This window comes from Legionella bozemanae, from assembly GCF_900450575.1.
Classification (GTDB): domain Bacteria; phylum Pseudomonadota; class Gammaproteobacteria; order Legionellales; family Legionellaceae; genus Legionella; species Legionella bozemanae.
Map to the genome: position 1 here is coordinate 2,611,775 of NZ_UGGY01000001.1, position 14,821 is coordinate 2,626,595.

Below are 14,821 nucleotides of genomic sequence, written 5' to 3' on the forward strand. Positions count from 1 at the left end.
TAAAATAGCAGCTGGTTATCCGACCTTCATGGCATAAGAAAACCACCCGTTTTGATTTTTATAGAAGTAATACAATGAGAGATAGAATCGTCACAAGCAAAAAAGTTATTTTTTCACAAGCCATTGCAAAAGACCTAACCAATGACTTAGAAAATTTTTTATCAGCACGATTTTATTCAGTGAATCAAAGTCATAACTGCGCTATTGTTATTGGTTCAAGCCTCGCTCATCAAGATCAAGATATGGAACAGGATATGATACTTGATAGTTCTGGAGCATTAGTCACTACAGATAAAGTTGGCACGATTAATGGTGCACGAGTTGCAGTCACTGATGGCTTGGGCGGAGGAGCTGGCGATCAACAAGAAGATGAAATGATACATAAAGTATCTCAAGCGAGTTGTGAAGAGTTTTTGGATTGTGACGAAAATATAGATGCAACACTCGACTTAATTAGCCAAGTAACTGCTTCAAAAAAAAATATTAATGGAAGTAGTAAGTATGATGCCCATGCATCCATAGCAGCTTTTATCTATAAACACAAACAAGGAGAACGATATTCTGGTGAATTTGCAAATATCGGCGATGGATTAATTGTTGTGTTAGATAAACACTATAAAATAAAAAACACCCTTTGCGCTCGTCATGTCTATCGAGGATTTAGTACATGGACCCCATCATCAGTACAAACCCTCGCATCGGCTGCCAATAGAGATAATGTACTTGTCAGACAAACACTCGAACTTGCTGAAGGTGATATTATCGTTTCAATGACAGATGGAATCTGGGGAGAATTAGCATCTAATTTGATGTCCCAAACAAAAGATCGCCGAGATATCGATATTGATCGAAAGTTATTTGAAAGGATTTTGGAGGGATTAAATGGTATTCCCTATCCCTCTTCATTCGATATAGCTCGAACTATTACAAATCAGGCTATATCTCAAAGTTTGCAGCGCAGGAAGACATTAGTAAAATTAATTCATGAACTAGAAGAACAGCACTTTCAAGAGAAATCGCTAAAAACGGTTAATGACGCATTAGCGTATTTTGTTAAAATAGGCCGTCATAAAACAGCAAAGACTTTAAAGGCGATTCTTTTTGAACAAGCCTTGAATGATGGAATCACTTATTTTGATAACATGGAAATCCCGCTTGATGTGGTGATGCATGATTTAAAAAGTCGTACAGTCGGTGATTGTTCGACAATCAATGTCACTCGAATCCCTTATCATTTAGATGAACTCATACGATGTTTTATAATGTATCCTGAGAAATGCCAAGTTTTATCACCACAATTTGAAGCAACGATCAAATCCGAAGCCGATTTAGAAGAGGCATTTAAGCGTCTTTCCCTTGAAGTAATACAATCTAAAGTTGAATCAAGACTTTTCCAAATACATTTTGAGCCGGCATTTAAAAAAGAAACTCTTGATAAAACCCAGACAGTATTAACCCATTTTTTCCGCATAACGACTCACTTGGACAGTAAAAAGAGCTATCAAAAATGGCTCACTAATTTAAGTGCTTATATAACCCACGAATCGTCACTGGAAAGAGAGGATATTAAATTATTATTATCCATGTTAGAGAACAAAATTAAGCCTAAAAAAGGATTTTTTCAGACATTACTGGGAGAAAATCAAAGCAAATTATATAAAGCATTTCATAAACAAATCGAGTTACAATTTTTAGATAATAATGAAAGAACCTGTGGCCTTACATCACATTGATGTATTGAATACGTGCAGTATTTATACGACTATATATACTCAATCACTCTTTATTGGAAATAAATTAAATTGCCGCGCTAGCAAGATCTACGTGGGCTATACTTTGCTCATATGTCAAATCATTTAAAGAAAAACATTTTATTGCCTCGAAAAATAATTCATATTGATATTGATATGGATTGTTTTTATGCTGCCATTGAAATCAGACATACCCCCCTCATTAAATAATAAACCGGCCTGCTTGGAATTGGTGTTCATTTTGACCATCCTGCAACTGAGACGAGTTATTATCAACCACCCCTATTTGAAATCGAGGAGTAAAATAGTTTTTAAGTTGCTAGGGTCTGTTTAGCTCAAATTATTTTAGATTGAGATGGAAGTCTTCGACCTCATCACGAGGAGAAAATCCATCTCTATATTTAAAATGTTCACAAATATGGGTAACAATAATATACGTTGATTGTTTGCTTTTTTTTAAAATCCAAGTATGGCTTAAATCCGCGATCAGTTGTTGACTGTAGGCGGCAGGAGATTGCCAAATTTTTGCATACCAGGCCCCTTTAGTACTCAGCGTAATATGATCGCGTTGAGTTTCGCTTTTAATAAGTTCGCATTCAAACTTTTGATCGAAATAAATTAACTTACCTATTTGATGATCAGCAAAGCCAGCAATGCCTTTAAAAACTATATCACTACCACGCAGAGTAATAATTAAATTTTCTGGATCAACTATCGGTAAAAAATCTGATATGGGTGCTCGTGATGCATTTAAATGATTAAATTGTTCAACAACTTTTAACGCCTCTTTTTCATTATGTGTGATTTTATTCATAAATTAGTCGACTCGTTTCGTATGATCGCTTGAGTACAGCACCAGCATAAATTTTTAACTTCCCATCAAAATTTTAAAATGTGCAGTCGATTTCAGAGCTACGGGCCTCAACTTTGACCTCTATGAGCATCTAAACATAAAATGTTATCAGTATCAATAAACGAACTTTTGCACTCTTGCAAAAATTCTTTAGACCGTTTTTTCCTTTTTTTTCAACATATTATTATATAGGAAGAAAACCCCGAATTAAGACATGTCTCAATCGGGCTACCACTATTTTCATATGGCACAGTGAAATTATTTTTGCAAAGTGCAAATGCTTAATTGATGATGCGTTACATCTTATTTGCGATATCTAAAATCATATAAGCACCCGCCGTAGACAATGATTTATGTAATAAGCGACAGTTAAATCCTTTAAAAAAAGCACTAATGCCATGATCTCTATAAATTCCCGATGCAATTTCCCTGATTGTTGGCTTAAGTTGATCAGTACAAGCCTGTTGTCGGCTCTTTATCACGTCAAGCGGAGTCGTTGCAAAAACAACAGGGACTGAAGCAGCGGTTGCCCACAGAATCGTTGATAAAAAAGTTTGTTTTTCCCGTTTGGTTTTAATTGCATGATACGTCATGAATAAATAGAGCCAACTAGGAAATGCTTTTCCAAGGGTCGCCGTACTGCCAACAAAAAAGCCAGGAAATCCTCTTTGTTGATAAATAGTTTGCATTGCTTGAACAGGTTTTATAGGCTTATCCTGGCTTGCTATAGTTCTCATTTGTACTGTTTTAATATTCTCAAGCGGGCTGAGCACTAAAGTATCAAAAGTAGCCGCAGCTGTTGCTTTGAAGAAACTGCCGAGCGCCAGAGGAAACTGGTATTTATCAATCTCTTTTGGCATAGATGTAATCAACAAAGGTCTGTATATTATTTTACTTTGTTGACGAATAATACACGACATAAGTCCTGTAGATAAATGGTTGAAATTCGCACCTATGAATTGTTTTGTGACAGAATAAGAACTTCGGTAAAGATTTGTTTGAATTGCAACCTTAAGTCTTTCTGCCGGATGTCCTATTAATGTGGTGAGCCCTGTATAACTGACACTAAAAGCATAAGCATCCCAAAGCGTCTTTTTCTCTTTTTTTTCTTGCCCCATAAATACACCCTTTTTCATAATAAAAATAAAACGCGCGATACTACCATAGTGCTCGTTTTTAAGACACAAAGTTTTTTTATCGAAAAATAATTGGAATTGAATGCTGTTGTTCATGGAAAGAAAACAAGGCAGTTTTGACTTGGAAACAATATAAATCGTCCATTGGATTTTATTGTCTTCTTTCATAACTTAAACAATTAAAATGTAGCAAATTTGAATGTCATTAATTAGTATGTGTCTCTTGCCTTAAAATAAAAATGAATTAGAAAAGCTGCGCTGTATTACATAAAAATGAGTATGATGACGTAAGTTGCTTATGTATCAATGAAACCCCTCATCCCCATTTTAAATAGCATTTCTTATGTTGAATTTATTATTACTAAAGGGAACATTAGAGTGAAAATGAATCAATTCCAATTAGCAAGCATTTTATTTTTAATGATGAGCCAGGTCTTTGCAGGTAATCCCGTTCTTCATTTTTTGGATAAACCTTTCCCAACAAAGATTTCTACATTAGGAGGAAGTGCCACTTCTACATATATTTTTACCAATAATCTTCCTTTCGCTTTTAAAAAACCATTTCAGGTATTCCCAATACTGTGCCCAACTCCTAATCAAGAATGCACTGCTACTGGAGTAGACTTTCAATATAACGATCAATGTACAGGGAAAAAGCTGCAGCCTAAAGAAAGCTGTACTTATAGTATTACCTTAACTCCTGGTAATATTGGCCGAAAAACGATTTTAGTGGCTTATAGTGGATATGACAACAACGTAGTTCACGTTCAACCTGCGTTAACAACAGTTGCAACAACAGCCCCGGCAGGTATTTTAGGTACAACCAATTTTCCTTCAGCCCAACCTTTGCCCCGTCAAACATTTGCCAATACAAACTACACGGTAGCTTTTACGTTTACAAATTATGATGCATCAACAGTAAGTTTTACACAAAATATCACGCAAAATAATAATCCGCTCCATCCCAATTTCACAATCACGAGCAACAGCTGCGTTCCAACGGGAACAACTGGAACATTAGCAAGCGGCGCTCAATGTAGTATTGTCGGCAGATTCAATTCACCTGCTAATGGCACAGTTACCCTCGCAGCTGAATTGCTTGGCAATCTAAGTTCCAATAAGCTCATTACATCCACCACAATACAATCCGTTTCCTTCGATCAATTGATCGGTGTTGATTATAATCCTAATCATTATACCAATAACTATCCATTCAATTTTCATGATGTTTTCTATACGGGTACACTTAATAATTCTACTGCGACTAATGTTTATGCAGAACTTCAACAATTGCAGGACGCTGGTTTTACAACAGTTCGCTCCTATCAAACCGAACCATACAGTTGGATAGATATTATTAAGCAAGCCAACGCTTTGGGAATGAAAGTTATTTATGAGGCAGTGATTCCTCAACAACTCAATGACAACATGTATCCTGGATGTCCCTTAGGTACTCAAGATTATATTCCCTGTGCCCAAGCTACATTAACTGCAGTGATTCAAGCAGTTACTCCCACTGTATTTAATAAGACCGTCATACTTGTTTTTGCAGGGCATGAAAATTATTGTAATGCAGGTAATATGACTTCTCCATGCACGGGTACTTCAAATGTTACTTATTTAACGAGTGCGGTATCTGCTTTAAAAGCCACACTCACTGCACAAGGTTTGACAACTCCGGTAAGCTCTGCTGTCCTTAGTGGCAGTTTCGTCACCCCAAGCCCTGCAATCTCTGCCGATATGCAAACATTAATTAACTCGTATTCTTCTACGGCCCCCTTAGCCTTTGATCCTTATCCCTTTCAATTTGGTGTAGCCCCAGCAACAGCAGCAGTATGGACACCTCCGTTAAGCTCAATAGTACAACAACCTAATTCACTCACATGGGATTACATCAAAGTGGTAGGCTCAACAACCCCGCTCGCTTTACCCGTGGCGAACCAACAACCCTTTTATACACCTGGACGAGTTCTACTGGCAGCAGAAACAGGTTGGGCAACAGCGGGGACTACTACAGGATATGCATGTAATTCTCCTGGCCCATGCGCACCATCCGTGGAAAATGCTACGGCTTATTTCCAAACTCTTTATCAATTGAATACAAATAATTTTATAAAGACATCAGGATATAAGATAGGCGCCCTTGCCTTTGAAGCTTATGACGAACCCACAAAACCAGGTCCTACGGCAGAACAGCATTATGGTCTTTTTAACTCCAATTGTGTTCAAAAAAGCGCGGGAGTAGTCCCCAACAATACGAAGGTATCTGCAACGGGATGCCAAGGGTTTACCAATGGTACACTGTTAACTCTATTTGGTACGACTCCTCCGACCCACCCATCATTTAAGGTGCAAATTACTTATCCATCGGGACAACATCCAACCATTAATGTGACGATACCTGCAAATTCTGGAATAGCTCCTAATATAAGTACGATAACACCATGGCCACAATTTTTAATTTATCAAGGCGCCAAGATTACTGTTTCCTCGACCACCAGTACTCAATCCTGCACAACTACAGCCACAGCAGTTACCGCATCTCCTTCTTCAATTACTTTCGGACCGGTGACTTGCACTAATCCTCCTCCTAGCAACATGGGATGCTTTGGTCTGGGATGCCAATTATCTAATCCTTTTTAAATTGGATCTTTGAACTACGATGATTACATTTTAGTCTGATAAATGTTGGGCCTTCGGCCCAACTAAGCTATTGGAATAATCTAATTTCCTCATATTTTTTTAAGTATCTTAAGTTACACATGCGATGAAAGCCTTCAGTTATCCAATTATATTTGCCCACGTAAATATTTCCTTAATGTTCAGAAGTTATAATTTGCATTAATTTATCGAGCATCAAAAGACCAATTAATTATCATATTGATCTAAAGCTTGACAAAATAAGACTTAATTATGTAAGATAATGCACACATTGACCAACAAAACAACATAAGCGAGATATATACTATGGAGTCAAAATTTTTTAACAACAAATCTATTCCTAAACCCAGCCAAGAAGCTTTTCATATATTAATCAACTCTTCAGATTTAGAAGAAATTGAATCTATTTTATTTCACTTTAAGCAATTGGTTGATATTAACAAAAGTGTACTCACCTCTCACGCACGTCAAGATTCAAAAATAGCAGACAATCAAGAATTTATCGAAAATATGGAAAAACGCTTTCAGAAACTTCAAGATGCTGTAAGCAGTGGGAAGCCCTATCAATCTTTATTTGGTGATGTGTGTGCGTTAAAAGAGGATCTGCAGGTGATTTTAGGATATTATCAATCTCAGATTAATCAAAAACAGCCCATTGCAAGAAGCTATCTTAGACAAGCTCAAAGTAAACATAGTGAGGTCGGAATCTTGGCCGCTGGAATTGTATCTCAAGAAAAATCTTTACTTGATGCAGATGACTCAAACCTTTTAGCCAAGTACACCATTAATTTTAGTGCTGCCGATATCATGCAGAAAGATATCAAAATGATTGGCGACATCGTTATGAAACCCTACTTAGCTGATCACAGCAATGAATCCGGTTTTTCCTATACCTAGTACTATTTTAGTAAAAAGTACCAAAATATCTTGGTACTTTTTGCTCCAGTTACCTACTCTATTATATAAGTATCAAAAAATATTCGACATGATTATTGATACATTGCTCACGCAAAAGAGTAAGGTGTATTAAATGTATAAAAAAAACTTAAGATTTCTTCTATGTGTGCCTCTTCTTTTTTCTTTGCAATGTGTCAATGCCAACTCAGAAGTCATAAAACAAAGAATTGATAATACAGTCGTTGTTTTTATGCAGAAAAACAATATCCCTGGATTAGCATTAGCTGTACTCAAAGATGGCGAGCCACTCCTTATAAAAGGATATGGTTATGCCAATATTGAAACAAAAGACCCTGTAGATGCACAAACCCTATTTGGTATTGGCTCAGTGTCTAAAGTCATCACTGCTTTTGCACTTATGACCTTAGTACAAGAAGGAAAAGTAAACTTAAATAATTCTGTCTTGGACTATGTACCCAAAGCACCAGAACAATGGCAGAATGTAACAATTCAACAATTACTTTCACACTCTAGTGGTATTCCTCAGCATCATGGACCACATCGCCCATGGATTAAAGTATGGAACGACTTAGCTAAAAGACCCATGCAGTTTCCACCGGGATCAGCAATTACTTATAATAATTTTGCCTATGCCGTATTGGGGCGTGTCATTGAAAATGTGAGCAATCAAACATTAGGTGATTATTTATCACACACCATTTTTGACCCTTTGGAGATGAACCACACAGGTTTCCCTAATTCACTCTTTCCTCCAAATCTGGCAACAGGATATCAATTGAAAGAAGGTAAAATTACTCCTAACCCAAATCAAAATCCATGGCGTCAAATGTGGGGTTCAGGTGGAATCGTATCGAATATTAGTGATATGGCAAAATGGGATAATGCCATGTCTACCGGGAAAATATTAACACCAGCAACCTATCGTCAAATGTGGGCACCAGTCTTTTTAAAAAATGGAGCACTTGCAGGTCAAAAAAATTGGGCGTGGTCTTTAGGATGGCAAGTTTCCTCTATTAATGGTAAGCGCCTTGCTTTCAAAAACGGTGCTATAAGGGGCTACAGCAGTTGGATAGAACGTCATATTGATGATCATGTGAGTATTATTATACTTACGAATACGAACCATGTCCCATTAAAACGATTGGCAAAGCGTATTTTCAATCAAGTCATTAATACCCAATAAAAATTAGTATCGTAAAACAGTGATTTTCTAACATTAAGTAGTGCAAACTACTAATAAAAAGCCTGTTTAATGCCCAAATGAAACATCTTCTCCATAATTATTAATAACTGAAATATATATTTACTTGTTGAATAAAAAAATTACGAAGTTACAATAACCTTTTTTGTTTACGAGTAACAATTATGGGATTTTACTTTAATACATTCAGACAACAACAAGGCGATATCGCTTATAACGAGCAAAGATATGAAGAAGCACTTATGCATTACTCGGAAGCGCTAAAAACTCTTTATTTGCATGCCGCTTCTAAAAGCACTCGATACACTGATTTTTATGATGCTTTGGTTTATGTACTTTCTGAAAATATAATAACCAAACTTCAGCTCATCCGTCGTGAAGCTCAAGACGGGCACTTCAACGCCATTGCAAACTATTGGCAAGAAATCCCCAGTTTGCTGCATGAAATGGAAATTACGCACAAAGAGCATCTTGCAGGGAAGAAACACTCCATTAGTAATGAAGAACAAGTGATTAAAAAAACTAATGAGTTGCTTGCTGCCGTTTGTGAAGAAGTAAGTGATGCGATAGTCGATCAAATGGAAGCAGAGGAAGATAGCACAGAAATAAGTCTTACGCTTCCACAAGCGATTGACTGGATGAATCGAGCAATTAACTTTCAGATGAAAACAAAAGACTGCCCTAAGCTCTCAAGCAGTCTAGGCTATTTAAATTTACTTGAACGCCACTATAAAGAGACAAACGATGAAAACATCCTTACAGTAATGTCTGAATACATAAACAAACACAAACTTCGGGAGGCGACAATTCAATCTCCCTTGCGGAAGCTGGAACTACTAAGCTATGTTACAAGACTCACTCTTTTTAATGATGAGGATATTAGTGAACTTGTTCATGAATGTAAAAGACTCTCTGCCTTGCTTTCTGATGAGGAAAGAGAAAATCCAATTTTAGAAGATCTGCAAAATTTAGTTCAGCTAATCTCTCATGAAGAAAGTCAGCTAGAAGATATGGAAAAAACAGAAGAAACTTATGCCACTTCAGATATGGAAGAAAACGAGGATAATTCCATAGCTGTTGTATCAGAAGAATCTGATTTAAGTTCTAACCATCCTGTTACTCCGATGGACTTGCAAAACTCGGGCTCTGAAATCGTCCCACCTCCTACACTTGCTCCTCCTTCAGTAAGTGTCTTTCAAACCTCGACCCAAACAATGGTACAAAGCATCAGCCTATCCTTTAGTAATCAAGGATTTGGTGCAACGCCACAAGGTTTTTTTAGCACTGCATTACAATCACAGGCATCAGAAGACATGCTCCCTTATAGTAGAGCCTTTCAATCCAGTCTGGAAAAAATAACGACTGATTCCTCCAATCCAAAATTTTTGGCGAATTTACTCTCTCTTATCGCAGATTTCTTCGGTAAATATAGAGCGGATGGAGTTCAAAAACAAAATGCGATTGTATTAACTTTCGATCTATATCAACAAGTACTTAAAATAGATCCCGGACATAATAGAGCAGCTATAAAAGTGAAGGAGCTATACATTCAACATCAAAAACTGATTGGACCCTATAAGCATTTTAGTCATGGATATCAAAGCCCTCTATCAGTTGCCCCTAAAATCTCAGAAGCAAAAAATTGTTTTAATCAGGCGCTTGAAGAATTAACGATTCAGTTAGAAAGTTTCTTAATGAATAAGCCAAATAAAATCGAAAAGACAATAAACGACTTAATCGACTTTATTGGTCAAAAATTAAGCGTTATTACGAGTACCCCAAGTTCTGAAATAAGAGCAACACTTACTCAAACATTTCAGGAGGTACTTCGCAATGCAGAGGCTCCTAACAATCCCCCCTCAGTTTTTTAGCACTCAAAATTTGGGGCTCGCTTTAATATAACGTATGGCTGTAGGTCTTTTATTTTTGCCGACCTGTTTTGCGCGGCATAAATAAATGACAGCAGCCTTCATTATGGGGCCGGTATAATTCAACCCAACAACTTCTTGGCCACTGAAAGAAAAGTTACTTTATAAGAAATTCTTCCAATCTGACTTAAAATACATCATCTCCAACCAAAGCCCCTCTTGCCATTCTTTACAATTTTGTTATACAAATTAACAATTGTGAAATAATACCAATGTTTATTCTTACATATGTAATACAACAATTGGCCATCCACTTAAAAAGGAGTGTTTATGTTAATTAGATTGATGCTTGGAGTACGTCAGTTTCAAAATGAATCATTTAAACAAATGGAGGAAGACTTTAAGAAATTAAGTGCAGCGCAAAATCCTGAAATTTTATTCATTACTTGCTCTGATTCACGCTTATTACCAAATCTTTTAACCCAAACAAAACCGGGTGATTTATTCGTCATTCGTAATGTGGGAAATATCATTCCTCCTTCACATATTCCTTCAAGTGAAGCAGCAGGGCTCATGTTTGCCCTAAGCGAACTTCATAGTATAAAAGACATTATTATTTGCGGTCATTCTCATTGTGGTGCTATGAAAGGTTTATTAACCCCCAATCTCCATGAACATCTGCCTGAAGTCGCCTCATGGCTTACTCATTCACATTCTGTCTTAAAACAAGTGAACGACTCGAAAGAGCTTCACTCAGATAATTTCACTTTAAAAGTAAGACAAGCGACTAAGTTAAACATTTTGGCACAGATGGAACATTTAAAAACATATCCACTAATTGCGGAAAAATTGGCACGCAAAGAACTCTCAATCCATGGATGGTTCTATGAGTTTGAAACAGGTGAAGTATTTGTTTATGAACCTCAATATCATGAATTTTTTCCCTTCGAAAAAGCATTAACTTTTGCTCTTTCCACCAGACGGGATAAAATTATTGAGCAAGTAGCGATGCAGCATTTGGAATTGTTAACCCATCCTCGGACAGCGAAGGAATATAGAGAATTAATGCAGTTATTTTCACTTCTTGAAAATGATTTACTTCCCATCTGGCATGCAATAAAAAAAGAAGTCACACAAAAATTGTGGGAAGAATTAGGCGGTTTATATTCCAGCATCGATGATGCCCAATTTAGTAATATGCTGGAACAGGGCTGTCAGTTAAAGTTAATGAATTTAAAAGATTTTCAAAAAAATGTTGCAGAGTCAGAAGGTTATCAAGAGCATATTAAAAAAATAATGCGTCATTCATTCTTTACAATGCCAACTCCTAAATCAATTCCAGAAGTACTCCATAATTTAAGTTTTACTTATTAAAAAACAAGACCAGAACGCTGGTCTTTATAAATTTTGATCCGGCTTGAAATAAAGATAACTATCTATTTAATTTACAAAATAAAATTTTTGGGCTACATAATAGTAACAAAGGGATTTTAATGTGAGTATTTATGAAAAAATGGACTGGTTTCCTCATAGCTTTAGTAGTGCTTATCCTTGTGGCTTACTTTGCTATTGGCTTCTCAATCGAGAATACCCTAAGTAAAAATATAAATTCAATTCCTAAAACCTCTTCATTTAGTGTTCATCTAGGAAACTACCACCGAGGCTGGTTTTCATCTCAAGCGAATTTAACATTTAAGATGCATATCCCGGCACAAAATATAACAGATAAAAATGGTGTTACCAAAACTGAACCACCAGCTGATTTTGATGTAGACATCCCTATTTATATCAAACATGGGCCTTTTATAGCGACAGATCATGGTATACGTTTTGGAATAGGTCTTGTCACAACCCAACCTGAAACTCATTATGAAGCGTTTATTAATTATTTGAATAAAACCATTTTTAGATACACACTTCCTTCTTTCGCCGTAGAAGGCAAAATTGGACAAAATGAAGGGGACTTCAAGTTAAATTGGCGGGGCTTATCCTCTTTGCTCTGTGTTTCTTCGAATCTTGATAATATTGATGGTAACTTAAGATTATTGGGAGTCAAAGGAGCCGCCAATAATCCCTCCAATATAAAGAATAATCTTGCCTTCGATATTGGTGAAATCACCTATGATTATAAATTTAAACGACATCAAGACTGGTTATGGATTGGACAATCTCGTTTTGATATTCCTTCTATTGCAATCAATCTGGCGAGTGAAAAAGTATTCGAACTGGGAGAATTTGATTTATCGGTCGGTTCTAATATTCATGATAGTGTAATGGACATTGATTTTAAACTGTCATTACAAAAGCTATTTACGGATAACCAAAATTATGGACCAGGCATTTTACATTTGAGTTTTAGAAATCTGGATCCGGTCATTGCAGCGAAAATCAATCAACAAGAATTCAATTTGATTCAAAATAATAGTGACCCCAATTTGGTGACGCTTGCATTTGCAACTGAATTACCCAAACTCCTTGCCAAAGGGGCGGTATTAGAACTTTCGGAAATGACTTTGAACGTACCGGATGGGAAAATTATAGGTAATTTGAAAATGTCACTGCCCAAAAGCGAAGGCGATGACTTGTCTCAGATGATGCAAAAGATGTCTGGCGAAGGTCACTTTAAAGCACCGATAACAACTGTAAAAGCACTTGTTACCGCATCAATTAAGAATAATCTCGCCGACAATACTCAAACCACTCCAGATGCTCAGGTAACATCGCCTGGCTCAGCAAGTCCGGAACAAATCTTTACTAATCCGGATAATCAAGCTGCAACCCAAGCGGAAAAAATGTTACACGATTTAGTCAATAAAGGACTTTTAAAGATTGAAGGGAATGATTATGTCCTTACTTTCAAATTAGAAAACCAAAAGATTTTTGTGAATGGACAACCCTTTAATCCCGATATGTTGAAGTAATTTGGGGTAGGTACAAAAAAGCCCATAATTTGATATGGGCTTAGAAATATTTTTATGAGATCGTCGGCATTGGAGCACGCTTTGGCTCCGCCGCACGATTAACATAAGAATCAACCAATTCAGTCAGAAATCCGATCTTATCTGACATAGAAAGATGATCTGCTGCTAAAACCCCTTGCGTAATACCCTCAAACACTTGTGTCAGTGGAGTTTGTATACGTTTTTCTAATTTACCCTTCTGACTAGGGAATTGATTCTCAAGAGCCCGAGTAATCCCTTGCACTATTGAGGAAATAATGCTCTCGTTTTTAGGTACTATCTGTAATACTACTCCATCTTCATCTGTAATCTCGGTTATTAGAGGTTCATGTCCTTTTCTAGGAGGAGCTAGAGTGGTGGTAGATTTACCTGGGTCGAAAAAAGTAAGAGCCCTTGATTTTGTAACCTCTGGTAATTTTGCACCTTCTTGTAGTTTTGTAACTTCCTGGGTTTTTGTAACTTCAGATGGTGTGGTAACTTCACGTGTTTTTGAAGCTTCACGTGATTTTGCAGCTTCATGGCTTCTAGTAAAGTTAACTTCTAACCAGTTGACTAAGCGAGAAGGATTCTCAGTGTGAAGACAAAATTTATTATGAGTACACTCGTCTTTGATACTGTAACCTTTTTCAATACGAGCAACATGGTTATCAACAACAAAGTACTCTTTTGTTGCTGAAAAAGGAGGCAAAATAGCGCCTGGATAAATAATAAAATTATAACCTAACTGCGCTGCTAACAACATAATAGACGGACTTTCTTCTCTTAAATAGCCTCGAGAACGCTCAGTCCATACTTCACAATCGCCTTCATCTTTAGAATGACGTTTCACAAAGTCAATGACTGAATCCTCAATAGCTTCTTGAAGGCCTTCTACGTTGTCATAATAAGGTAATATGTCTTTTAATGTTTTATCAAAATCACGCTGAGTTACCCATGTATGCCAACGAACGATCTCGAAATTCTTTCCTTGCTCCAAAGCGAGTTGATTGATAATAGAAATTTTTTCGTCCATTGATGCACTACTGGGAAATCTGCTTTTGAACTCATCAACAGTCATACCCAAAGGAGTTAAGAAAGCAGCTAAATTACTCTCAAAATACTTTTCACCTTCTTCCAAAGCATTCTTCTTAAGAATCACTTCTTCGTCAGGAGACGTAGTCTTCCCCTTAAGATTGTGCCAATAAATTTCATCAGCAATTAAAAAAGTTGTTTTACCTTTAGGGCCAGTAAAATCAGTAGGAGTTTGATGAGTAGCAACAGCTTGTTGCACAATAGCTCCTAAATAGTCACCGGCACAAAACTCATTTCCTTTAATACTTAAAAGGACTAAATCTTTTGTAGTCTTTAGAGAGGGAAAACGACTTTTACTATTGTCTCTTTTATTTATCGGATCAAAACTTGCGGTAACAAATTTACCTTCTTTCGGACCTCTAACTTTTGGCATCTACATATTTTCCTTCGCATTTATTTTAT

At 36.6% G+C, this 14,821-nt stretch carries 10 protein-coding genes; 7 read left to right on the forward strand and 3 right to left on the reverse strand.

The window, feature by feature from the left end; all coding sequences use genetic code 11:
- Nucleotides 1–74 precede the first annotated feature (74 nt).
- Nucleotides 75–1,733, forward strand: a complete 1,659-nt coding sequence (locus DY223_RS11460; protein ID WP_058459541.1) for a hypothetical protein — start codon at nt 75–77, stop codon at nt 1,731–1,733.
- A gap of 358 nt (nt 1,734–2,091) precedes the next feature.
- On the opposite strand, the gene DY223_RS11465 is transcribed toward DY223_RS11460, so the two are convergent.
- Entirely contained in the window at nt 2,092–2,565 is a 474-nt protein-coding gene (locus tag DY223_RS11465; RefSeq protein ID WP_058459542.1) for a hypothetical protein, read from the reverse strand.
- A gap of 335 nt (nt 2,566–2,900) precedes the next feature.
- Nucleotides 2,901–3,908, reverse strand: coding sequence for an MC/SLC25 family protein (locus tag DY223_RS11470; RefSeq protein ID WP_235810523.1), 1,008 nt, complete (start codon nt 3,906–3,908; stop codon nt 2,901–2,903).
- A gap of 216 nt (nt 3,909–4,124) precedes the next feature.
- Here DY223_RS11470 and DY223_RS11475 point away from each other — a divergent pair, with 216 nt between their 5' ends.
- The 6 genes from DY223_RS11475 (at nt 4,125) to DY223_RS11500 (ending at nt 13,309) form a co-directional block, all read left to right on the forward strand.
- The gene (locus tag DY223_RS11475) at nt 4,125–6,383 is read left to right on the forward strand and encodes a glycosyl hydrolase family 17 protein (RefSeq protein WP_058459968.1); all 2,259 of its coding nucleotides are present in this window, start codon (nt 4,125–4,127) and stop codon (nt 6,381–6,383) included.
- Between the two features lie 324 nt (nt 6,384–6,707).
- The gene (locus tag DY223_RS11480) at nt 6,708–7,298 is read left to right on the forward strand and encodes a hypothetical protein (RefSeq protein WP_058459543.1); all 591 of its coding nucleotides are present in this window, start codon (nt 6,708–6,710) and stop codon (nt 7,296–7,298) included.
- A 133-nt stretch (nt 7,299–7,431) separates the two neighbouring features.
- The gene (locus DY223_RS11485) at nt 7,432–8,502 is read left to right on the forward strand and encodes a serine hydrolase domain-containing protein (protein ID WP_058459544.1); all 1,071 of its coding nucleotides are present in this window, start codon (nt 7,432–7,434) and stop codon (nt 8,500–8,502) included.
- Between the two features lie 182 nt (nt 8,503–8,684).
- Nucleotides 8,685–10,391, forward strand: coding sequence for a hypothetical protein (locus DY223_RS11490; protein WP_058459545.1), 1,707 nt, complete (start codon nt 8,685–8,687; stop codon nt 10,389–10,391).
- Between the two features lie 327 nt (nt 10,392–10,718).
- Entirely contained in the window at nt 10,719–11,762 is a 1,044-nt protein-coding gene (locus DY223_RS11495) for a carbonic anhydrase (RefSeq protein ID WP_058459546.1), read from the forward strand.
- A gap of 131 nt (nt 11,763–11,893) precedes the next feature.
- Entirely contained in the window at nt 11,894–13,309 is a 1,416-nt protein-coding gene (locus DY223_RS11500; protein WP_058459547.1) for a YdgA family protein, read from the forward strand.
- Between the two features lie 52 nt (nt 13,310–13,361).
- Here the strand turns inward: DY223_RS11500 and DY223_RS11505 are convergent, their stop codons facing one another.
- On the reverse strand, nt 13,362–14,792 hold the full coding sequence (locus tag DY223_RS11505) for a hypothetical protein (RefSeq protein WP_058459548.1): 1,431 nt from the start codon (nt 14,790–14,792) through the stop codon (nt 13,362–13,364).
- Nucleotides 14,793–14,821: the final 29 nt, after the last annotated feature.